The sequence below is a fragment of the Sorangium sp. So ce302 genome (assembly GCF_051530145.1).
Lineage (GTDB): Bacteria > Myxococcota_A > Polyangia > Polyangiales > Polyangiaceae > Sorangium > Sorangium cellulosum_B.
This window is the reverse complement of sequence record NZ_CP150326.1, coordinates 8429591-8451366: the sequence shown is the minus strand read 5'-3', so window position 1 is coordinate 8451366 and position 21776 is coordinate 8429591. Positions and strand designations below refer to the sequence as shown.

The window sequence follows — 21776 nt, the reverse complement described above, 5'->3', positions numbered from 1 at the left end:
GCCCGCTCTCGCGGGCTCGCCAGACGCGATGTGCACTGGAGCGAGGGGCGCCCCGCCGCACGGCCGTGCCCGCGAACAGAGCCACCTTGTGGCTTCGTCGGAGGCACAATCGCGACGCCTCGACACTGCGACGCGACGCGTTAACTGTCAAGGCCTCATGTCGATTTTGTTGCCGTCGTTTTTCCCTAGGTTGTTTGATGAGGACGCTGCGGCGGCCATCGCGTTCGCTCGGCAGGTCAAGGAAGGGAGTTACCCTATGTCGCTCGCGCGCTGGAACAAGGCCACGCCACCAACGCTGTTGTGGCTTCTCGTGGTGCTGTCGCTGCTCGTCGTTCCGTCGCTCTCGATGGGGCAGGCGCCCGACGCGCCGACGGCGGCGCCTGCCGCGGGCGCGGCGCCAGCGACGCCCGCGGCGAAGGGCGCCGCGGCGCAGGCGCAGGCGCACGGGCCTCCGCCGGACTCGTGGGCTGGACAGCTGGAAATGCTCTCTCGCTGGGTCGACCAGCGCGGCGGCTCGGGGGGCTGCGAGGAGCGCTGTTACGCGCTCGATCGGCTGCGCATCACGGGCGCGGTGGGGGAGGGGCCGCTCCAGTTCGAGCTCTCGGGCGGCGTGCTCACGGACCGCCCCGTGGCCGTGCCGCTCTTCGGGCCGCCGGCGCACCTCCGCATCGAGGCCACGCTCGACGATGGACGGCCTGCGTCGCGCCGCGAGGCCGCGCCGATCAGCTTCGAGGACGACCACTACTACCTCTGGACGGCCGCGCGCCGCTTCGTGCTCCGGGGCACCCTCTGGCTCGAGGGCGACCTCACGCTCCTGGTCGCCGGTCCGCTCAACACGTTCGAGGCCGACATCACCGGCGGCTCCGTCGCCGAGGGCGCGCGGCTCTCGGGGCTCAGCGGGGCGACGCTCCACTTCACCCCCGACGGGGGCGCGGGGTCGCAGAGCGCGGGCCCCACGGTCTTCCAGCTGTCGCGCGCGGTGCGGGTCGGTCGGGAGATCGGCTTCGAGTACCGGCTCGTCATGCGGTCGGGCAGCGACCTCGGCGTCGTGCGCCTGCCGCTCGCGTTCGGGGAGAAGGTGCTCGACGTCGCGGGCGCGAGCGGCTTCCGGGTCGAGGGCGGCGAGCTCGTGCTGCCCACCTCGGGCCGCGCCGCGGAGATGAAGATCTCGGGCACGCTCCCGAAGGTCGGGGCCTTCTCGCCCGATCCGCGCTCCGCCTACGAGTGGTGGCTGTTCGAGTCGGACGCGGAGCACCGCCTCACGGTGAAGGGCGACGCGCGCCAGGTCGACGCCGCCGAGTCGCCGATCCCGCGGACCCAGGCGACGTCGCGGCTCCTGCTCGTGCAGCGAGGGCAGCGCGTCGAGGTCGCCGTCGAGCCGCTCTCGGGGGTCGAGGTCCTCGCCGCGGTGGTGCGCGACCACCGCCGCACCCTGGTCCTGACCGAGCGCGGAGACCTCGTCGCCGACGACGCGCTCACCTACGAGAACAACGGCATCGATTACCTGACCTACGCGCCGGGCGGGCGGCCGATCTACCTCGCCACCGACGGGAAGGCGCAGCGGATCATGCACCAGGGCAAGGCCGCGGAGGAGGTCCTCGTGCCGCTGCAGACGGGGAGCCACACGATCCAGGTGCAGTCGCTGGCGCAGGCGGCGGTGCACTCGCTCGGAGGAACGCTGGAGCTGCCGATGCCGAGCTACCCGCTCACCGCGAGCGAGGTGGCGCTGACGGTCGGGCTGCCCGATCGCGTGGTGCCGCTCGCGCTGCTCGGCGGCGACCGGCCGGTGTGGTTCGCGGACGCGGGCGACGCCTTCGCGGTGGCGATCGGCTTCGTGGCCGCGTGGATCGCCGTCCGCCCCGGCGGGGCGGCGAGCCGCGGGCGCGTGCGCGCGCTGCGCGCGCTGGGCGGGCTGCTCATGGCGGGCCTGTGGTTCCTGGCGCCCGCGACGTTCGTGGCGCTGCTGGTCGGCATCGCGACGGCCGTGGCGGCGTGGCTCGCGGGGCGGCTCCTCGGAGGCCGTGGCCGCGCCGCCGCGATGGTGGTGCTGCTCTGCCTGGGCGGCCTGGCGCTCCTGGTCGGGCTCTTCGCCGTCTCGGCGAGGAGCTACAGGGCGGAGCGCTGGAACTCGACGTACAGCGAGTCGGCGGCGCCGGCGCCCGCCGCCGTGCGCAGGGCGAAGGACGACGATCTGCCCAAGGGCGGCGGCGCGCTCGCCCCTGGAGGCGCGGTGCTGGAGGGGGTGACGCCGGTCGCGCTGTCGCTCCCGGACTACGAGCGGGCCGTTCGAGCGCGCCGCGAGCTCGTCACGCGCGAGCGCGCCTTCCGCCCCGTGCTCGTCTACACGACCTCCTCGGCGCTCGTGCCGCTCGTGCTCCTGTGGCTGGCCGGGGTGACGGTGCTCCTCGCCGCGCACCGCGCGCCGCTCACGGAGCTCTACCGTCGCGCGGCCGCGCGCCTCGCGCGCAGGCCCGAGGACGACGTCGCCCAGGGGGAGCCTCCGGCGCCGCTGCGCTGAGGCCGACCGACCGCCATGGCGTGGTCTCCTCGCCTCGCAGCGGCCCTCGCGCTCCTCGCGCTGGTCGCGCTCCGCATCGCGCAGCTGAGCCCTCCCGACGTCGTCCCGGCGAGCGCGCCGCCCGAGGTGTTCTCGGCCGAGCGGGCCAGGGCGCACCTCGCGCAGATCGCGGCCGAGCCGCGCCCCACCGGCTCGGCGGGCCACCGGCGGGCGCGCGACTACCTGCTCGCGGAGCTCTCGAAGCTCGGCGTGCAGCCCGAGGTGCAGCGCGCCTCGGTCCTCAGCCGGCAGTGGGGCCTGCCGTACGACGCGGCGCACGTCGAGAACATCGTGGCGCGGCTGCCGGGCGCGGACAGCACCCGGGCGGTCGCGCTCGTCGCGCACTACGACTCGGTGCCCGGCAGCCCGGGCGCCGCCGACGACGGCAGCGGGGTGGCGGCGCTCCTGGAGGCGCTGCGCGCCCTGAAGAGCGGCCCTCCGCTGCGCAACGACGTGCTGCTCCTGTTCACCGACGCGGAGGAGGGAGGCGTCCTCGGCGGCAAGGCGTTCATGGACGAGCACCCGCTGCGCGGCGAGGTGGGGATCGCGCTCAACTTCGACGCCCGCGGGGCCGGCGGCGTGGTCGCGATGTTCGACACCGGGCCCGGCGACGCCTTCCCCGTCCGCGAGCTCGCCAGCGCCGCGGCCTACCCGGTGGCGTCGTCGCTCTTCCCCGAGGTCGCGCGGCGCATGGGCCACAGCACCGATCTCAGCGTCTTCAAGCGGGCCGGGATCCCCGGGCTGAACTTCGCCTTCACCGACGACGCCGCGCACTACCACGCCCCGTCCGACACCGTGGGCAACCTCGACCTCCGGAGCGTGCAGCACGCCGGCGACTACGCGCTCTCGCTCGCGCGGCGCTTCGGCGCGCTCGACCTGCGGGATCCCGGGCGCGGAGATGCGGTGTACTTCAACACGTGGGGCGCCCACCTCGTCTCGCACCCGATCGGCTGGACGCTCCCGATCGCCGCGCTGGTCACCTGCCTGTTCGCGGGCGTGGTGCTCCACGCGGGGCGGCGGCGGGCCGCTTCGCCGGGCCGGATCGCCGCGGGGCTCCTCGCCTTCCTGGCGCTGCTCGCCGGCGTCGCCGCGGCCGTGGGCGGGCTCGCGTGGATCCTCCGCAGCGTGCACCCGGCCCTCCGGGTGATGCCGTTCGAGCCGTACAACGCGCCCGCGTACCGGCTCGCGCTCGCGCTCGCCGCGCTCGCGGCCTCCGCGGCGGGCTACCGGTTCTTCCGGCGGCGGCTCGGCGCGTGCGAGCTCGCCCTCGGCGCGCTGCTCCTGTGGATGTTGCTCCTCGTCGCGGCGAGTCTGCTCATGCCGGGCGCGAGCTTCTACTTCGCCTGGCCGCTCGCGTTCGCCCTGCTCGGGCTCGCGGCGGTGACGATCCGGCGCGGCGACGCCCCGCCCACGCTCGCGGACGCCGCGGTCCTCGTCGCGACCGCGGTGCCGGCGGTCGCGCTGGCCGTGCCCGGCCCGTACCTGTTCTTCGTCGCGCTGGGCCTGCCGAAGGCGGCGGTGCCGGCCCTGGCCGTCGCGCTCGTCTTCGGGCTCTTCCTGCCGCACGCCGAGCTGCTCGGCGGCGGCCGCTCGCCGCGGCTCTCGCTCGCGTTCGGCGTCTCCGGCCTCACGGCGCTCCTCGTCGCCTGCGCCACCACGGGCTTCACCGAGGCGCGGCCCCGACCGGCGAGCCTCGCCTACGCGGTCGACACCGCCGCCGGGGAGGCCCACTGGCTCTCGGCCGACCGCGACCTCGACCCGTGGACCGCCGCGTACTTCCCGGACAATCGCGGGCAGGCGCCCTCGTTCGCCGTGCCGTTCGTGCGCGTGACGCGCCAGGGCGAGGCGCCGGCCCTCGCCCTGCCGGCGCCGTCGCTCACGGTGCTCGGCGATGTCCGGCGCGCCGGCGTGCGGGCGCTCCGGCTCCGCGTCGCCTCATCCCGGGGAGCCCCCTGGCTGTTCGCCGAGGTGACGTCCCCGAACCGGGTGATCCGCGCCGAGGTGGACGGAAAGGGCGTGGAGGAGCGGGGTCGCGCGGCCGACGCGAAGCGCGATGTCCGCTGGGGGTTCACCTACATGGGTTTGCCGCCGGGAGGTATCGAGTGGTCGCTGGAGGTCGAGGACTCCGGGCCGATCGAGATCCGGCTGATGGACCAGACCTACGAGCTCCCGCGCGAGCTCGTGCGCGGGTCGCGGCCCAGGGAGATCATGGGCGCGCCGTACCGCCTCGCCGATTCGACGTTCGTCAGCGGGTCGTTCCAGCCTTAGCCCCGGCGGGCTCGCGGAAGCGGGCCCGCCGCCCTCGCTGGGCAGGAGAGGTGGAGCGGGATCAGTCGAGCGGATCAGTCGAGCGGATCAATCGAGCGGATCAATCGAGCGGATCAATCGACAAAGATGGGTTCGCAGTTCGTGAACGCGAGCGTCGACTGGATGGTGAAGTTCGATTCGGTCGTGTGCCGCTCGGCGTGGAAGAAGTCGAGCGCGTACTCCTGCCCGGGCGTGATCCCCAGCTCGCTCGCCATCGCGTCGAGGTCGAGCCTATCGTCCTGCGGGCCGTGGAGGCCGCCCAGATCGATGGCGAGCCGGTTGTTGATGAACACCCAGAGATCGTCGTCGCCGGAGAACCTGAACTCCTCGCCGCCGTTGTACACGAACGTCATGTGGAGCTCGAACGTGAAGTGGAAGTTGTGCTGTCTCCCCTCGTTCCCGAAGCCCCGCTCGTCGATGGGGAAGAAGGCCCGGTTCTCGTAGGTGGCAATGCCGTCCGCGCCGACGACGGGCGTGATCGTGAACTCGATCGGCATGTTCACGCCGTCGACGTCGCGGTACCACTGGTTGAACTCCTCGGGCCCGGTCGTGTGCGCGGTACCGCCGTCATGCGCATAGATGGGCTTCTGATCCGGGCCCAGCTCGCGCTCGACGATGCCTTTCAGGCCCTGGCCCGTGAACGTCTCGAAGTCAGGGTGCCCCTCGCCGTCTTCGTAGGCGCGGAAGTCGCGCACGATGCCCGTGAGGCTCGCGTTGCACCCGTCGCCGCTGCCGCTGCTGCCGTTCCCGTTGCCTGCGCCCGCCGACACACCGGACCCGAAGTCGCTGCCGCCCGTGCCCGAGCCGTATCCGGCGCCGGCGCTGTTGCTGGAGTCGCTCGATCCATCGGTGCCGCCCCCACACGCGACCCCGGCCAACACCAGCATGGTTGCGAGCGGAGCACACCAGTTCGACTGTAGCGACCTAAGCATGTGAAGACTCCTTCTGTGGGGAATATCGCGCGTGGTCTGCGCGTCCGTTGTGCGTGGTTTGCGCATGTTTTGCGCGTTGTGTGCGCGCGGGCCGCGGCGTTACGAGCGCCGGGATGGGCGGTCGCCGAGGGCGCAAGCGAGACAGCAATTCTATCGCGTCGCAATGGCGGTGCGATCCAGAAAATTGCCGCCGCGCGCTGGCAGCACGAGGCCGGCGTGGAGAAAAGTGCAGCCGAGCGACAGCGCACGAGCGCCGGGGAGGCGCCGAGATGTAGGTCGTTTATCGAGATCCGCCGCCGCAGTGGGCGCCGAGGCGCCGCGACAGCGCGGCCGGGAGTCGCTCGCAAAAACCGTCGTGCCGGGGCAGGGGCTCGCGCCGCGCGGTTTGCCAGAACAGCACCGGGCCGAGCCGGCGCTCCCGCGCGTGCGCCATGAGCGCGGCCATGGCCTTGCCGGTGTAGACCGGCTCCAGCGAGATCCCCTCGGCGGCGAGGGCGTCGCAGGCGGCGAGCGACGCGGGCGTGGGTGATCCATACCCGCGGCCCAGGTAGCCGTGCACGACGTCGATCGGCGCCGCGGGGGGCACGGGCGCGACGCCCCGCCGCGCGAGCGCGGCGCGGAGCTCGGCGGTGAGGGCGCGGAGGCGGAAGCGCGAGGCGAGGAGGCGCTCGACCACGGCGACGGCCACGACCCGCGAGCGCAGGCCGCCCAGCGCGAGCCCGACGGCGAGCCCGGCGGCGGTGCCGCCGGAGCCGAGCGGCACGTAGACGCGCGCGGGCTCGGGGAGCTCGCCGGCCCGGATCTGCGCGCCGAGCTCGAGCGCCGCGCGCGCGGCGCCCAGCATGCCGAGCGCCGACGTGGCGCCGAGCGGCACGATCGCCGCGCCGTCGTCGTCCCGGGCGCGGAGCGGCAGGAAGAGCGACGGGCGCGCGAGCGCGAGCTCGACGCGCGACGGGTAGAAGCGGATCGAGGCCGGGCCCGAGGCGGTGAACGCGAGGTTGTCGAGCACGCCCCTGGAGAGGTCGGTCCAGAAGAGGTGCGCGTGCACCCTCCGGCCGAGCCGCTGCGCCGCGGCGACGAGCGCCGCCACGTTGCCCGAGCCGATGCCGCCCGCCGCGGACCACGCCGCCGCGGTCGAGAAGGGCGGCGCGGCGAGCACGTAGTCGAGCTTCCGCATCTTCATCCCGCCGTGGAGGGGCTCGCAGAGGTCGTCTCGCTTGACGCCGAGGAACTCGACGCCGAGCGCGGAGGCGAGCCGCGGCAGCGCCGTGACCGGCGAGGGCGCGCCGACCCAGCCGAGCCGGGGAATGGGGTCGATCATCCGAAGGGCGGCTGCGTCGCGCAACGGGGGCACCTCGCGAAGGGTGTAAGGCGCTCGGGCGATCGGGCAATCGGGCGAGCGGGCAATCAGGGGGTCAGGCGAGCCGGCGATCGGGCAATCAGGGGTCAGGGGGAGCTTTCGGTCAGGCGCTCGCGCGGTCGGCGATCACCCGGGCGTGCCGGCGCGCTGCCCTGCGAGCGTCGCGTCCGGCTCCAGGACGAGGAGGCGCACGCGCCCCGAGGCGCAGAGCCGGCCCTCCTCGTCGTAGACCGAGCCCTCCCAGACCTGGGTGCGCCGCCCGCGGTCGAGCGGGCGCGCGGTGGCGCGCAGCCGCCCCGACCGGACCGCGCGCAGGAAGCTCGTGTGGTTCTCGAGCCCGACGACCGAGCGGCCGTCCGGCAGGGCATGGAGCGCGGCGCCGATCGACGCCAGCGTCTCCACGATGCCCGCGTGGACGCCGCCGTGGACGATGCCATAGGCCTGCCGGTGCTGCGGCCCGATGTCGAGCTCGGCCTCCACCTCGTCGCGCGTGGCGCGGATCAGCCGGAGACCCATGGCGCTGATCCAGCCGTCGATGGCCGCGTCGTTCAGCGCGGCGGCGAAATCCTCGGGTTCCCCTTCGGCCATGGCGGCAGCGTAGTACACGCTTTGCCGGGAGCTTCCGGCGATTTCTCCCAGGGCGCGCGGGCGCGTCAGCGCGTCATCCGGATGCCTTCTTCTCCAGGAGATCGGCGAACTCCTCGCGCAGCCTCGACTTGAGGAACTTGCCGGTCGAGGTGCGCGGGATCCGCTCGAGGAAGAGGTACTCGTCCGGGAGCCAGAACTTCGCGAAGCGCGGCTCGAGGAGGGCGTGGAGCTGCTCCTTCGAGGCGCTCTGGCCCTGCCGCAGGACGATCGCGGCGAGCGGGCGCTCGCCCCAGAGGGGGTGGCGCGCCGCGAACACCGCGGCCTCCAGGACGGCCGGGTGGCTCATGAGCGCGTTCTCCAGCGCGACCGAGCTGATCCACTCGCCGCCCGACTTGATCACGTCCTTCGTTCGATCCGTGATGCGCATGTAGCCCTCGCCGTCGATCGTCACGACGTCGCCGGTCTTGAACCAGCCGTCCTTCGTGAAGCGGTCCTCGCCCTCGCCGCCGAAGTACGATGAGGCGACCCAGGGGCCCCGCACCTCGAGCTCGCCCATCGTCCTGCCGTCCCAGGGCAGCGGCCGATCGCTCGCGTCGACGTGGCGCTGATCGATGAACGGGACCGGGTAGCCCTGCGACGCGCGCGTCTGCAGCGAGGCGGCCGGGTCCTCGTGGAGGCGGCCAAGGCTGCTCCGGACGTGGGCGACGGTGCCGAGCGGGTTGGTCTCGGTCATGCCCCAGGCGTGGAGGACCACGAGCCCGTGGCGCGCGCGGAAGCCGTCGATGAGCGCGGGGGGCGCCGCCGAGCCGCCGATCACCATGGCGCGCATCGACGAGAGATCCCAGCGCTTCGGGTGCTCGTCGAGGAGCGCGAGGATCCCGAGCCAGATCGTGGGGACGCCCGCGGCGAACGTGACGCGCTCCCTGGCCATGAGATCGAGCAGCGACGCGGCGTCGAGGTGCGGGCCCGGGAGCACGAGCCTCGCGCCGGTCGCGATCGCCGCGTACGGCAGCCCCCAGGCCATCGCGTGGAACATGGGCACCACCGGAAGGACGATGTCGCGGTCGCGGAAGCCGAGCGCGTCGTGCATGCAGGAGACCAGCGTGTGGAGCACGATCGAGCGGTGGCTGTAGGCCACGCCCTTGGGGTTGCCGGTCGTCCCCGACGTGTAACAGAGCATGGCGGCGGCGCGCTCATCCAGGCTCGGGAAGTCGAAGTGCTCCGGCTCGGGCGCGAGCAGCGCCTCGTAGTCGAGCCCGTCGCCCGCCGCTGGATCCACGGGCCCGTCGTCGTCGAGGACCAGGACGCGCTGGATGCTGCGGACCTCCGGCGCGAACTTGCGGAAGAGCGGGAGGAGCGAGCGGTCGACGACGACGACCTTGTCCTCGGCGTGCGAGGCGATGTACCCGAGCTCGCTCGGGTGGAGGCGCAGGTTCAGGGTGTGGAGGACCGCGCCCATGGCCGGGACGCCGAGGTAGAGCTCCAGGTGCCGGGCGTGGTTCCAGCAGAGCGTCGCGACGCGGTCGCCCGCGCGGACGCCGAGCCGCGTGAGCGCGTGCGCGAGCTTCGACGCGCGGCGGTGGAGATCGGCATACGTGGAGCGGGAGACGGTCCTGTCCGGGTTCTGGGTCACGATCTCGCAGCGCGCGTGGTACGTCCGCGCCCGGTCGAGGAAGTGGGTCAACGTGAGCGGGTAATCCATCATGCGGCCGGCGAGCATGGGCGGTGCCTCCTCGTCCCGCGCGAGGCGCGGGGATCCGTCGAGTCAGGAGGGCTCTTCAAGGGCGCCGTGAGACCGCGGCGCTGGCCCCCCCGAAGCGGAGGCTAGCGGCTCGCGGGCGGCGCCGCGCAGGGAATGCGGCGCACGCGGGAGATGCGGGGCACGCGGCGCCCGGGCGAGCGGCGCCTGGCTCCGCGCCGGCGACCTGATCCGGCGCCCCGGAGCTCCCGAGAGGGGGCGGGGGATCGCAAGATCTCCCAAGAACGGCGCGGGCCGCCCTCATTAGATTCGACAGCGAACGCCGACCCGAAGAGGTCGCCAGCGCACGAGGTCGTCCATGGCCGAGCTCATCCTGCACCACTATCCGTTATCGCTCTTCGCGGAGAAGATCCGCCGGATCCTCGCGTACAAGAAGATCGCGTGGAGATCGGTCGAGCAACCGATGATGGCGCCGAAGCCGGAGCTGACGCCGCTCACGGGGGGATATCGGCGGATCCCGGTCTTGCAGATCGGCGCGGACATCTATTGTGACACGGCCTGCATCGCGCGGCGCCTGGAGCAGATACGACCGGAGCCTTCCTGCGTCCCGCCGGGCCAGGCCGGGCTGGTCGAGCTGATCGAGGACTGGGCGGATCATCGGTTGATGTCCCAGGCCGTGCCGCCGGTGGTCGTGGAGATGTTCGCTGTCCTGCCGCCCGGCATCCTGGCCGATCGCGCGGCGATGTCGCCGGCGCTCAGCAAGGACGCGATCTTCCAGGCGGCGCCGCACGCCCTGAGCCAGGCGCTGCTGTCGCTCGATCGGCTCGAGGTCCAGCTCCGTGGCCGGCCTTTCGTGCTGGGCGACGCGTTCTCGATCGCGGATGCGGCGTGCTTCCACCCGGTCTGGTTCCTGAACCGGAGCGCCAGGCTGTCGGCCGCGATCGAGGCGCGGCCCGCGCTCGCGGCGTGGTTCGCGCGCATCGAGGCGTTCGGCCCCGGCGACGTCCGAGCGATGACCGCCGCCGAGGCGCTCGCGGCGGCCCGCGCGTCCGAGCCGGCCGACGGCGCCGGCGGGGAGACCGCGACCGGAGAGGGCCTGTCGCCGGGAGACGCCGTGACGATCACGGCTGACGATTACGGTCCAGAGGAGACCCGGGGCGTGGTCGCGCGGCTCTCGGCCGCCGAGATCACGATACGACGCAGCGATCCGGACGTGGGGGAGATCGCGGTGCACTTCCCGCGCGCCGGATATCGCATCAGGAGGCAGTGAGCCGCGCCGTGCGCCGGGGCCAGCGCGCTCTGCGTGCCGCCGCGGTCCTCGCTAGCCGCCCGTGCTCGACATCGCGCGCCGGAACGCGCGCATGTGGAACTCGCGCTGCTCGTCGGGATAGATGTGCTCCTGCCCGATCGGGCAGGCGCGGCGCGACAGGCACCCTCCGGTCATGCACGTTGCGCCAGGCCCGGCGTCGAGGTGGCCGACGCACGCGGCGACATCGTAGCTGCCGGGGGAGAACGCGGACACGGGGCAGGCGCTCAGGCAGGGCTGGCCGGCGCACGAGACGCAGGGGCTCGCCAGATCCTCGTGCGGCGGGAGCGACAGCCGCTCCGCGAAGACGAGGGCGGCGCGGTACCCGTGCCAGAGGCCGAATCGCGGGTGGATGAGGATGGCGAGGGGCGACGGGGACAGCGCCTCGGCCTGCTGCGCCCAGCGCTGGAACGGCCAGTAGGGAGGGCCGGTGAAGGGAAACAGGGCCGTCGCGCCGAGCTCCGCCGCGAGCGGGGAGACGACCGCGGCGGTCCAGTCGTCGAGCGCGAGAGCGGGGGTGTCCTCGCGGGCGCGCGAGAACGCGCGCCACATCGACGGGCCGGCGTTGCCGAGCAGGACGAGCGTCCCCGCCGGGAGATCGCCTGCCGCCGGCACGCCGTCGCCTTCGCGCGGGTGGAAGCCGCCGCGGAGCGGGAGGCCAGCGCGCTCGCAACGCGAGGAGAGATCCGGCCAGCGGATGGGCATCGCGCCCAGCGATAGGGCGCCTGGGCCTGCGCGGCAAGCGAGCGGCGGCGCTCAGTTCACGTCGACGTAGAAGTCGAGGCTCTTCAGGTTCGTGATCGGGCCCTCCCAGATCTCGAACCCGACGGCGACCGCGTTGACCGTGTTGCCGGGCACGCTGATGCCGCGCGTCTGCGCGTCGCGCACGAAGTCCATCACGTCGAACTCGATCTCCGAGCTGTCTTGCCCCTCGGCGCGCACCCAGTTCACGATCGGCAGGCCGTTCACCATGCCGTTCCAGATGTTCCACTTGCCGGGGACGTTCGCGACCTCCACGCCCTGGTGCGCGGCGTTCGGCTGCCCGGCGGGCTGAAAGCGCGTCGGATCGCGCAGCCACACCATGAGATAGCCCTGGAGCTGCGTGCCGTTGCCCATCCAGATGTCGAACGCGGCGTTGTACTGGCCCTCGTTGCCATTCTTGGCCCAGCGCCAGCCGGTGCGCAGGCTCTTGATGGAGCTGCTCGGCGCCGGCAAGCCGCAATCCGGCACCTCCCTCACCGAGTATCGGCCGCAAAAGACCGTCGGGTACGAGGCGGGTTGCCCCATCGAGCCGGCCGAGCCGCTCATGCTCTCCACCGTGAACGACGTGCCTTCCCACGACACGGTGTGGTTGCCGAACCCGGGGCCCCAGCCGTTGGTGATGAGCACGTACGGCGTGCCGTCGCGCGAGACGAGGCCCGTTTCGTACCGCTCGCTCGATTTGCCGGAGCCCTCCATGGCGCCGTTGCCGAGCTCGGAGCCCGGGTTCGCGGTGCCGCCCGTTCCTGCCGCGGTGCTGTTCGCGTCGCCGCTACCCCCGGTACCTGCCGCCGCGCCGCCGCCCGTTCCCGCCGTGGTGCTGCCGGTGCTGCCCGCGCCGCCGGCGCCGCTGGTGACGCCGGCGCCGCTGGTGACGCCGGCGCTGCCCGAGGTCGAGCCGCCGCTGCTGCTCGCGGCGTCGCCCGTCGAGGCGCTCGCGCTCGGTAGCCCGCCAGAGCTCGCCGCTGCGCCGGGGTCTCCGTCGTCAGCGTCAGAAGATCCAGAGCAACCGGCGGCGAGAGCCGCCGCCAGCGTGAGAAGTGCAAAAGATTCGGTCAAGGTATGGGCGCGCATGGCGCGCAACATACACTTGCACACAGGTACACGGCGGTGCGCGGCATCGCCGTGCGCAAAAAAGCAGAGCGTGTCTTGAACAATTGCAGCAACAGCGATGGCATCACCGCTCGACTCGAAAAGTGTGGCGTGCGCCGCGTCACGCGCTTCGTGGACTCGACGTCGCTCCGGCGACCTCGACGCCTGGCGTGTTCGCGTCGGAGCACCGCTCGACATATCGTCTTTGCGCCCATCGAGGGGCGGAGTCGCCAGAGAGACGATCGAACCGTGTCTCGCTGATCTTCATCGATGCTTCGAGTCGCCCGATGGCGCTACTGCAGCAGCGCCATCGGCGCGCCGGACGGAATGAGCTTCGGATGAGGCCGTTGAGCGCGGAGATGAACGCGTTGCTAGAAAGCGTGGAACTGGGTGATCGAGTGCGCGCGCTCCTCCCCGGTTCCCACGTTCTGGTCTAGAGTGCCGTCGTGCCCCGGAGGCTCCACTGTCGGCTCGGGACGGCGGCAAAGTCCCCTCTCCCCTGCGCGTTCGCTCGCGCCGGACGCGCACCCGCGGGCGCGCCATGAGCTTGCCGCGCCCGCGGGTCACGCTCCACTTCGCCCAGACGCTCGACGGCCGGATCGCGGCCCGGGACCAGCGCGTCATGCTCAGCACACCCGCCGGGATGGTGTGCGCCCACCGGGCGCGCGCGGAGCACGACGCGGTGCTCGTGGGGATCCGCACCGTCGTGATCGACGATCCGCGGCTGACCCTGCGCGGGTGCGAGGGGCGCCAGCCGATGCGCGTGGTGCTGGCGAGCGCCCTCGGCGTGCCGGAAGGGGCGCGCCTGCTGCAGCCGCCCGGCAGCGGGCAGCCGGCCGGCGGGCGCGTGGTCGTCTTCGGCGCGGCGGGGCGCGCGTCGCGCGCGGCGCAGGCGTGGATCGAGGAGCGCGGCGCAGAGGTGATCGTCGTGCCCGCGGACGACAGCGGCCTCGTCTCGCTGCCGCACGCGCTGGCCGAGCTGCACGCGCGCGGCGTGTGGCGGCTGCTCGTCGAGGGGGGCGGCGCCGTGCTCACCTCGTTCCTGCGCGCGCGCCTCGCCGACCGCGCGGAGGTCGAGATCGCGCCGCGCTTCCTCGGCGACACGGCGATCCCCGCGGTCGGCGCGCTGGGAGAGGCGCCGCTCGCGTCGGCGATCGACCTGCGCGAGCCGGCGGTCGAGCTCCTCGGGGGCAACGTGCTGTTGCGAGGGGAGGTGCGTTATCCCGACTGACGCGCCCGCGCCGCCCGGGGCCATCACGCCGAGCGACGCCGCCCCGCCCCTCGCCCGGGAGCTCTGGTTCGTCCGGCCAGGGCTCGTCGAGGTGCGTCCGGGGGCCCCGCCGCGCGCGCCCGGGCCCGGCGAGGTCGTGGCGCGCGCGCTCGCGTCGGGCGTGAGCCAGGGGACGGAGCTGCTGCTCTTCCGCGGCGAGGGGCCGACGCCGTTCGACCCGTCGCTCGACGCGCCCGACGCTGAAGGCGCGCCGACCTACCCACGCCGCTACGGCTACGCGTGGGTCGGCGAGGTCGTCGCCCGCGGCGAGGGCGCGGCGCTCGGGCCGGGCGACCGCGTCTTCGCGCTCGCGCCCCACGGCGATCTCCACCTGCTCGGGCCGGGCGCGGCGCGCGGCCTGCCCCGCTCGATCCCGGCCGAGCGCGCGGTGCTGGCCGCGAACCTCGAGACGGCGATCACGTGCGTGTGGGACGCGGGGGTGGGGCTCGGAGACGACGTGGTGGTGCTCGGCGGCGGGGTCGTCGGGCTGCTCATCGTGGCGCTCGCGCGGCGCGCCGGGGCCGTGGTCCGGCTCGTCGAGCCGAGCGAGCGGCGGCGCCAGGTCGGCCTCGCGCTCGGCGCCGCCGCGGCGCTCCGGCCCGAGGACGACCGGCCGCGCGGCGACGCGGACGCCGTGATCGCCGCGACCGGCCATCCGGAGGAGCTCGACCGCGCGATCGCGCACGCGGCGCGCGAGGCGACGGTGACGGTCGCGTCGTTCTACGGGGCGCGGACGAGCCCGGTCGCGCTCGGCGCGGAGTTCCACCGCCGGCGCCTGCGCCTGCGGGCGAGCCAGGTCTCGACCCTCCCGCCGGAGCGCGCCCCCCGCTGGGACCACGCGCGGCGCTTCGCGCTCGTCCGCGCCCTCCTCGAAGACCCGGCGCTCGACGCGCTGCTGGACCCGTCCGTCCCGCTCGACGCGGCGCCGTCCGTGTACGCAGAGCTCGCGGCCGAGCCCGGGGCGCGGCTGCAGACGGTCTTCCGGTACGGCGCGCGATCGGCTACGCGAGAGGCAACCTAGAAGTCAGAGGCCCGCTACCGCCATGTTCCTCCTCGGCGTCAGCGATCACGTGATGATCGCGCACAGCTTCTCCGATCCGTTCTTCGGCCCGGCGACCCGGATGCACGGCGCGACGTACTCCGTCGAGATCGAGATCCGCGCGAAGGCGCTCGGCCCGCACCACGTGGTCATGGACATCGGCGCGCTGCACGCGTCGCTGCGCCGGGTGCTCGACACGATCGACTACACGAACCTCGACGAGCACCCCGCCTTCCCCGGGCGCACCTCCACGACCGAGCGCGTGGCCGAGCACGTGGCCGGGCTCCTCGCCGAGGAGATCGCGAGGCTGCCCGCGGGAGAGGCGCCGCTCCCGGGATCGACGCTGAGGGTGCTCGTCCGAGAGTCGCCGTCGGCGTACGCGGGCTTCGAGCGCGACCTGTAGCGCCGGCCGCCGCGGCGTGCAGCGCGTGCGCGCGGCGGGGCTCGTTGCCGCGCGCCGCGAGGGAGGCTATCAGGCCGGGCCGCTCCCCTGACCCATGCGCATCGCCTGGATCGTCTACGGCGCCCTCGACCAGACAACGGGCGGCTACATCTACGATCGGCTCGTCGTCGAGCGGCTGCGCGCCCGGGGCGACGCCGTGGAGGTCGTGTCCCTCGATCCGGCGCCGAGGTCGCGGGTGCTCGCCGGCCTCGCGCTCGGGCGGCGCCTCGCGCGGATCGACCCCGCCGTGGTGGTCGGCGACGAGCTCTGCTTCCGGGAGCTCGGGCCGGCGTTCGCGGCGCTGCCGCGGCGGATCGCGCGCGCGCTCCTCGTGCACCACCTGAGCGCGTGGGAGCTCCCGCCCGGCCCGCGGCGCGCGGCGCTCTCGCTCGCGGAGGCGGCGGTGATCCGCCTGTGCGACGCGCACCTCGCGACGAGCGCGACGACCGCGGCGCGGCTCCGGCGCGAGCTCGGGCTCGCCCGGGTCGACGTGGCGACGCCGGGCGCGGACCGGCTCCCCTTGCTCCCCCGCGCCCGGCGGGACGGCGGCCCGCTGCGGCTCCTGTTCGTGGGGAGCTTCATCCCGCGCAAGCGGCTGCTGGAGCTCCTCGCGGCGTTCGAGCGGGTCGGGAGCGCGCATGCCACGCTCGTGCTCATCGGCGACGCGGCGCGCGACCCGGCCTACGCCGGGCGGGTGCGCCGCGCGATCGCCGGCTCCGCGTTCCTGCGGGCGCGCGTCTCGGCGCCCGGCGTGCTCGGGGACGAGGCGCTCGCGGCCGAGCTCGCGGCGGCGGACGCGCTCGTCCTGCCCTCGTCGCTGGAGGGCTACGGCATGGTGCTCACGGAGGCCGTCCGGGCCGGCGTTCCGGTGCTCGCCGCCCGCGCCGGCGCGATCGCGGAGGCGGTCCAGGACGGCGCGGAGGCGCTGCTCTGGGACGACGTCGAGGGCCCCGCGCCGGCGCTCGCCCGCTTCCTCGAGGACGGCGCTCTCCGGGCGAGCATGAGCCGCGCGGCGGCCGTCCGGGCCGCGACGCTGCCCACCTGGGACGGCACCGCGGCCGCGGTGCGCGCGGCGCTCGCGCGCGCGGCGCGCGGATGAGCGGATGAGGGGATGACCGGCTCGGCGAAGAGCGGGCAGGATCGCGCCGCGCCGGGGCGCCGGGCCGTCACGCCCCCGCGAGCAGCGACGCCGCCTCGTCCTTCAGCCGTCGCGTGAGCGCCGCGTCGTCGCGGGCCCCGCCCGCCACCTCCGCCGCGTCCCGCGCCTCGCCCAGGCGAACCCGCACCTCGACGTCGTCGAAGCCCGGCAGCGCCGCCTGCAGGAGCGGCGCCAGCGTGGTGATCCCGCGGCGCTCGGCCCACCGCGTGATGGCCAGCCGCTTCGCCCGCGGCGAGTGCACCCCCGAGACGATCGCCACGGCGGCGCGCCCTCCCGCCGCCGCGGCCGCGCGCAGCAGCGCGCCGGCGCTCGGCTGCCACTCCGCGAGCAGCGCGTCGCCCTTGCCCGCGAACGCCGGATCCGCCTCGATGCGCCCCGCGGGGAAGTGCAGCAGCGCGCCCCCGCGGCGCAGGTGCCGCAGCGCGCGGCGCACGCCGGCCGACCGCGCGGCGAGCGCGAGCGCGCCGCCCTCGTCGATCGGCACGAAGAGCAGCCGCCGGCTCACGTGGGGCAGCGCCCGCAGGAACCGCCGATCGGCCGCGACGATCATGAGGTCTTCCCGGCCGAGCGCCGCCATGAGCGCGAGCGCGTCGTAGGCGCCGGGGTGGTTGGACACGACGAGCAGCGCCCCGCGCGACGGCGGCGCCGCGTCGGCCGTCCAGCGCGCCCCGAAGCCGGCGAGCGCCTCCCGCGCCGCGACGTGGAGCCCCGCCTCGCCGGTGCGCCGATCGAAGCGCGCGAGCACGCGCCCGAGCGGCCACGAAGGGACGGCGAAGGCCGCGCGCCCGGCCCGGCGCACCCACGCCGGCGCCCCGCCGAGGCCGAGCGCCTCCACCATCTCCGCGCCGGACAGGTTCGCGAGCTGTCGCTCCAGCGGCTCCGTCATGTCCGCGTCTTACTCCGTGTCGACGCCACCTCGCCAGCGCCGGCGCTCCGCCCGTCCGACATCGTCCAGCGCGGTGGGGCGCGTCCTCTGTCGCCTGTCGGGTTTGCGTCGGGGCGCGCCGCCTCTGTATGAAGGGGGCATGAACGCCACGCTCCCTGCCATGGAGGACGCGATCGGCCGCGGCGACGCGGCTGCGCGCCCCCGGCGGACGCTCGCGGATCTCCCGGGGCCGCCGGGCTTGCCTGTGCTTGGCCATCTGCTCGCGCTCCACCCCGACCGCTGGCACCTCGAGTTCGAGCGGTGGTGGCGCGCCCATGGAGACCTCTTCGTCGTGCGGATGGGCCGACAGCCGGTCCTCGTCGTTGTGGACGGCGAGCTCGTGCGCGACGTGCTCCAGCGCCGGCCCGCGGTGTTCCGGCGGGTGCGCGCCATCGAGGCCGTGTCGCGCGAGGCGGACATGGTCGGCCTGTTCTCCGCGGACGGCGACGCGTGGCGGAAGCAGCGGCAGCTCATCCACCCGACGTTCCACCCGAGGCATGTCGAGGGCTTCTTCCCGAGCATCCGCGACATCACGGGCCGGCTGCGCGAGCTCTGGGCGCGGGCGGCCGACGAGCGCGCCGCCCGCGACGTGCTCGGCGATCTCATGCGTTACTCGGTCGACGTCACCTCGTCGGTCGCCTTCGGCCGCGATCTCAACACGCTGGAGCGCGGGGCGGACGCGCTCCAGGAGCACCTCCAGCGCGTGTTCCTCGGGCTGAACCGGCGGATGCTCGCGCCGCTGCCCTACTGGCGCTACCTGGGACTGCCCGCCGACCGCGCCTACGACCGCGCCCTGGTCGCGGTGAAGCGGCTCATCCTCGATCTCGTGACCGCCGCGCGGCGCGAGCTCGAGGGCGGCGCGGACCGGCCCGCGCGCCCGCGGACGCTGCTGGAGCTCATGATCGCCGCGCGGGACGGCGAGGACCCGAGGGCGCGCCTCTCGGACGCCGAGGTCTACGCGAACGTGCTCACGATGCTGCTCGCGGGCGAGGACACCACAGCGAACACCCTCGCGTGGATCCTCTATTACCTGGGCTCGCGCCCCGACGTGCAGGCGCGCGCCCGCGAGGAGGTCGATCGCGTGCTCGGCGGCGGCCTGATCCCGACGCTGGAGCAGTGCAAGCGCCTCGAGTACACGGCCGCCGTCACGCAGGAGACGCTGCGCCTGCGCTCCGCCGCGCCGCTGCTCTTCCTCGAGGCGAACCACGACACCGCGGTGGGCGACGTGGCCGTGCCCGCTGGCGCCGGCGTCGTGGCGCTCACGCGCGCGACGGGGAGGAAACCCGAATATTTCGGCGATCCGGAGTCGTTTCGCCCCGAGCGCTGGCTCGGGGGCGCGCCGTCGACGCTACCCCACGAGCCGAGGATGGCGCTCGCGTTCGGCGGCGGGCCGCGCGTCTGCCCGGGGCGCGCGATGGCGCTCCTGGAGTGCGCGGTGACGGTCGGCATGGTGCTCCGGAGCTTCACGGTGCACCTCGCGGATCACACCGCGCCGGTGCGGGAGCGGATGGCGTTCGCGATGCAGCCGGAGGGGCTGCGCATCCGGTTCACGAAGCGCGCGAGCGCGTGAGATCACGAGGCGCGCCAGCGCGTGAGATCACGAGGCGCTCGCGCGCGGGGCGGCCAGGCGCCGGCGCTCCGGCTCACTGCACCTTGGCGAGGGCCGCGTCGTAATCGGGCTCCTGCGCGATCTCCGGGACGAGCTCGACGTGGAGCACCTTGTTCTGCTCGTCGAGCACGAGGACCGAGCGCGCGAGCAGGCCGGCGAGCGGCCCGTCGACGAGCGTGACGCCGTACTTCTGGCCGAAATCTCCCCGGAACGTCGACAGGCCTTCCGCGTTCGAGATTCCCTCGGACGCGCAGAAGCGGGTGTGCGCGAACGGCAGGTCCGCCGAGATGTTGAGCACCGTCACGCCCGGGAGCTTCTCGGCGCGCTCGTGGAACGTGCGCACGGATCTCGCGCAGACCGGAGTGTCGACGCTCGGGAAGATGTTGAGGATCTTCTTGCCCGAGTAAGACGAGAGCTTGCGCTCGGAGAGGTCGGTCTTCACGAGCGTGAAGTCGGGGGCGGTCGCACCGACGGACGGCAGCTCGCCGGCGGTGTGGATGGGGCTTCCCTTGAACTTGGTCTGAGCCATGGTCACATCCTCCTCTGTGTTCTGTGCAGCTGTGCGGCAGCGCCTCTCGTAGGCGCGCCGAGGGCGGACGCCAAGCAGAACCAGCCAGACCGCCTCGGTCGGAGCTCCGCTCCTCTGGCGCGCGGGCGTTGCGCTGGCCGGGCGGTCTTGCCCGGGCGAGCGTCGATCGCCCGCGCGCCGAGGAACGCGCGATCAGCGGAGGGGCGAGCGATGCACCAGCGGAAACGGCTCGACCTCGCCGTCATCGGGGTTCGTGGAGTCCCTGCTGTACCCGATCTCCTGTGCTTCCGTCGTGATGACGAAGGGGCCCCCGATCTCCTCCGGCTCCATCCTGTCTTCGTAATCTTCGGTGGTGTCGCCCCTGCCCGATGTCGCCGATGCGACGTACTGCTCGGCGATCTGCTCGGCGAGCTCGTCGACCACCTCTGTGGGGCCGTCTCCCGGGTCGGGGATGAACGCATCTCGGCTCTCCGCGCGCCCGGCGCTCCTGCGCGCCGCCTCCATGAAATCATGGCTGTGATGCCTGCTGGTGGCCCGCAGGGAGCTGTCTCGCTTGGTCTGCATGGATGATCTCCTCGCTCAGCGGCGCGCTCTCACGCGCTCTCGGCGCCGCCGCCCTTCCGCTGTTCTGATGGCGAGAGATGCACCGCGTGTACCATGACTCTGGATGGCCGATCCGCGCGCGCCGCGGCGAGCGGATGGGACCGGCGCTCGCTGCCTGCGAGGTGTGCGCTGCGCTTGCGTGGGTTGCGTGGTGCGTCCTGCCACAGCGGTCGCGATGGGCCGGTGACACGATGCCCCGGCCCCGCGCCGCCCTTACCAGTCGAGCTCTTCGCGGATGGCCTCCGCGAGCTGCTGGGCCATGAGCGCGTTCGTCTTGACGCTCGGGTGGTAGTCGCAGCCGAGCCCGTTCGCCGCGTCCTGCGCAGGGAACTCGAGGACGCGCACCTTGTCGTCGCCGCTGTCGTTCCGGTCCTCCACCACCTGGCCGATGTAGGCGCGCGCCCTGGTGAGCGCCTGGGCGCCTTCCGGGTACGAGTCGCTCAGCATGGGCCCGATGGTGCAGAAGATGAACGCGTCCGGATAGTTCGTTCTGACCGTCTCGACGAGGCCCGCGTAGGCCTCCGTGAACGGCCCGCGGAACTGGGCGTCGCCCGGGACGTTGATGCTGAAGTCGTTCGTGCCCAGGTTGATCACCACGACCTGCGGCACCCAGGACGAGAAGTCCCATGCGGGCTGCTCCTCGTCGGCGATCGTCCGGCCGTAGATCTCGGGCATCGTGGGCGCGACTTCACCGTCGTAGTTCCGGTAAACGCCTCTGCCGGACCAGGCGACGATCGTTGTGTCGGCCCCGACGAGCCGGCCTGTCAGGGCGCTGTAGGCGAGGTAGTTGTTCTCCGTATCGCTCGTGAACGGGCAAGTCTCGTTGGCGCCGTCGACGCCGTAGCCGGCGGAGATCGAGTCGCCGATCACCTCGATCCGGCGCGCGGGCGCCGCCGGGACCGGCAGGAGCGCCTCGCCCTGCTCCGGGACGAACTCGAGGAACTGCGACACGCCGACCAGCGGCTCGGTGCGGCGGTGGAGCACGAGGTCGTGCTCGCCGTCGGGCAGCCCTTCTGCGACCGTGTAGAGATCCTCCTCGCTGTTGACCTTGAGGACGCCCTTCGCCTCGCCGTCGATCACCACCTGGAAGAAGTTGGATTGCGCCGCGGTCGACTCGTCGTTGAAGCGGACGCCGAGCGACGTCCCCGAGAACCGCGTGACGATCGCGCTGCCGGCCCAGGAGAAGCGGGGGCCCTCGGCGTTCGTCGTATCGAAGCGCCCGATGAAGCGGATGGTGTCGCCGGAGGGGTCTCCGCCGCCGGCGCCGCTCGTGCTCGACGAGGACGAGGTCGTGCCGGGATCCGCGCCACCGCCGCCGCCGCCGCCTTCGCCCGTGCCGCCGCCGTCGCCGCCTGTGCCGGAGGCGCTGCTCGAGGTGGATGAGCCACCGCCCGAGCCCGTCGTTCCACCCGTTGAATTCGAGTCGTCGTCACCGCACCCGGCCAGCGCCGACCAGGCGATGCAGCAGATGGAAGCGAGCCTCGGGAGATTGGAGTAAGCTTGTCGTTTCATGCGCGCGAGGATGCTCTAGGTCCGTGACGCGGACAACTCCAATCTCCTCCTGCGCGCAGGGACAGACACCGCAGCGCGGGCGTCGAGC

18 protein-coding genes are annotated in these 21776 nt (G+C 73.7%); 8 read left to right on the top strand and 10 right to left on the bottom strand.

The window, feature by feature from the left end:
• Positions 1–256: 256 nt before the first annotated feature.
• Both WME73_RS31985 and WME73_RS31980 read left to right on the top strand, forming a co-directional pair.
• Entirely contained in the window at positions 257–2518 is a 2262-nt protein-coding gene (locus WME73_RS31985) for a hypothetical protein (protein ID WP_437912004.1), read from the top strand.
• A 15-nt stretch (positions 2519–2533) separates the two neighbouring features.
• Positions 2534–4825: a M20/M25/M40 family metallo-hydrolase gene (locus tag WME73_RS31980; protein WP_437912003.1), complete on the top strand. Its 2292-nt coding sequence runs from the start codon at positions 2534–2536 to the stop codon at positions 4823–4825.
• Between the two features lie 113 nt (positions 4826–4938).
• On the opposite strand, the gene WME73_RS31975 is transcribed toward WME73_RS31980, so the two are convergent.
• The 4 genes from WME73_RS31975 to WME73_RS31960 form a co-directional block, all read right to left on the bottom strand.
• Positions 4939–5751 (bottom strand): fibro-slime domain-containing protein, encoded by an 813-nt coding sequence (locus WME73_RS31975; protein WP_437912002.1) that lies wholly within the window; start codon positions 5749–5751, stop codon positions 4939–4941.
• Positions 5752–6076: 325 nt separating this feature from the next.
• Positions 6077–7150 carry a 1-aminocyclopropane-1-carboxylate deaminase/D-cysteine desulfhydrase gene (locus tag WME73_RS31970; RefSeq protein WP_437850999.1) on the bottom strand — a complete coding sequence of 358 codons (1074 nt, stop codon included), beginning with the start codon at positions 7148–7150 and terminating at the stop codon, positions 6077–6079.
• A 132-nt stretch (positions 7151–7282) separates the two neighbouring features.
• The gene (locus WME73_RS31965) at positions 7283–7744 is read right to left on the bottom strand and encodes a PaaI family thioesterase (protein WP_437740138.1); all 462 of its coding nucleotides are present in this window, start codon (positions 7742–7744) and stop codon (positions 7283–7285) included.
• Positions 7745–7817: 73 nt separating this feature from the next.
• Complete coding sequence (locus tag WME73_RS31960; protein WP_437912001.1) at positions 7818–9464, bottom strand: long-chain fatty acid--CoA ligase; 1647 nt, start codon at positions 9462–9464, stop codon at positions 7818–7820.
• Between the two features lie 337 nt (positions 9465–9801).
• Here WME73_RS31960 and WME73_RS31955 point away from each other — a divergent pair, with 337 nt between their 5' ends.
• Positions 9802–10713 carry a glutathione S-transferase family protein gene (locus WME73_RS31955; RefSeq protein WP_437912000.1) on the top strand — a complete coding sequence of 304 codons (912 nt, stop codon included), beginning with the start codon at positions 9802–9804 and terminating at the stop codon, positions 10711–10713.
• A 51-nt stretch (positions 10714–10764) separates the two neighbouring features.
• Here the strand turns inward: WME73_RS31955 and WME73_RS31950 are convergent, their stop codons facing one another.
• Entirely contained in the window at positions 10765–11454 is a 690-nt protein-coding gene (locus WME73_RS31950) for a hypothetical protein (RefSeq protein WP_437911999.1), read from the bottom strand.
• 51 nt (positions 11455–11505) lie between these two features.
• Positions 11506–12582 (bottom strand): GH12 family glycosyl hydrolase domain-containing protein, encoded by a 1077-nt coding sequence (locus WME73_RS31945; protein ID WP_437911998.1) that lies wholly within the window; start codon positions 12580–12582, stop codon positions 11506–11508.
• A 559-nt stretch (positions 12583–13141) separates the two neighbouring features.
• On the opposite strand from WME73_RS31945, the gene WME73_RS31940 reads away from it, so the two are divergent.
• The 4 genes from WME73_RS31940 to WME73_RS31925 all read left to right on the top strand — a co-directional run bounded on the left by WME73_RS31940 (position 13142) and on the right by WME73_RS31925 (position 16450).
• Complete coding sequence (locus tag WME73_RS31940) at positions 13142–13831, top strand: RibD family protein (protein WP_437911997.1); 690 nt, start codon at positions 13142–13144, stop codon at positions 13829–13831.
• Between the two features lie 91 nt (positions 13832–13922).
• Positions 13923–14891: a zinc-binding dehydrogenase gene (locus WME73_RS31935; protein ID WP_437911996.1), complete on the top strand. Its 969-nt coding sequence runs from the start codon at positions 13923–13925 to the stop codon at positions 14889–14891.
• 22 nt (positions 14892–14913) lie between these two features.
• Positions 14914–15312: a 6-pyruvoyl trahydropterin synthase family protein gene (locus tag WME73_RS31930; protein ID WP_437293635.1), complete on the top strand. Its 399-nt coding sequence runs from the start codon at positions 14914–14916 to the stop codon at positions 15310–15312.
• A gap of 94 nt (positions 15313–15406) precedes the next feature.
• Positions 15407–16450: a glycosyltransferase family 4 protein gene (locus WME73_RS31925; protein WP_437911995.1), complete on the top strand. Its 1044-nt coding sequence runs from the start codon at positions 15407–15409 to the stop codon at positions 16448–16450.
• Between the two features lie 67 nt (positions 16451–16517).
• Here WME73_RS31925 and WME73_RS31920 read toward each other — a convergent pair whose 3' ends face one another.
• Positions 16518–17396 (bottom strand): 1-acyl-sn-glycerol-3-phosphate acyltransferase, encoded by an 879-nt coding sequence (locus WME73_RS31920; RefSeq protein ID WP_437740130.1) that lies wholly within the window; start codon positions 17394–17396, stop codon positions 16518–16520.
• A gap of 139 nt (positions 17397–17535) precedes the next feature.
• On the opposite strand from WME73_RS31920, the gene WME73_RS31915 reads away from it, so the two are divergent.
• Positions 17536–19005, top strand: a complete 1470-nt coding sequence (locus WME73_RS31915) for a cytochrome P450 (RefSeq protein ID WP_437850951.1) — start codon at positions 17536–17538, stop codon at positions 19003–19005.
• Positions 19006–19078: 73 nt separating this feature from the next.
• On the opposite strand, the gene tpx is transcribed toward WME73_RS31915, so the two are convergent.
• The 3 genes from tpx to WME73_RS31900 form a co-directional block, all read right to left on the bottom strand.
• On the bottom strand, positions 19079–19573 hold the full coding sequence (gene tpx / locus WME73_RS31910) for a thiol peroxidase (protein WP_437323736.1): 495 nt from the start codon (positions 19571–19573) through the stop codon (positions 19079–19081).
• Positions 19574–19765: 192 nt separating this feature from the next.
• Positions 19766–20137, bottom strand: a complete 372-nt coding sequence (locus WME73_RS31905) for a hypothetical protein (RefSeq protein WP_437911994.1) — start codon at positions 20135–20137, stop codon at positions 19766–19768.
• A 252-nt stretch (positions 20138–20389) separates the two neighbouring features.
• A complete protein-coding gene (locus WME73_RS31900) occupies positions 20390–21688 on the bottom strand; it encodes an SGNH/GDSL hydrolase family protein (protein WP_437911993.1) in 1299 nt (432 codons plus the stop codon).
• Between the last annotated feature and the right edge of the window lie 88 nt (positions 21689–21776).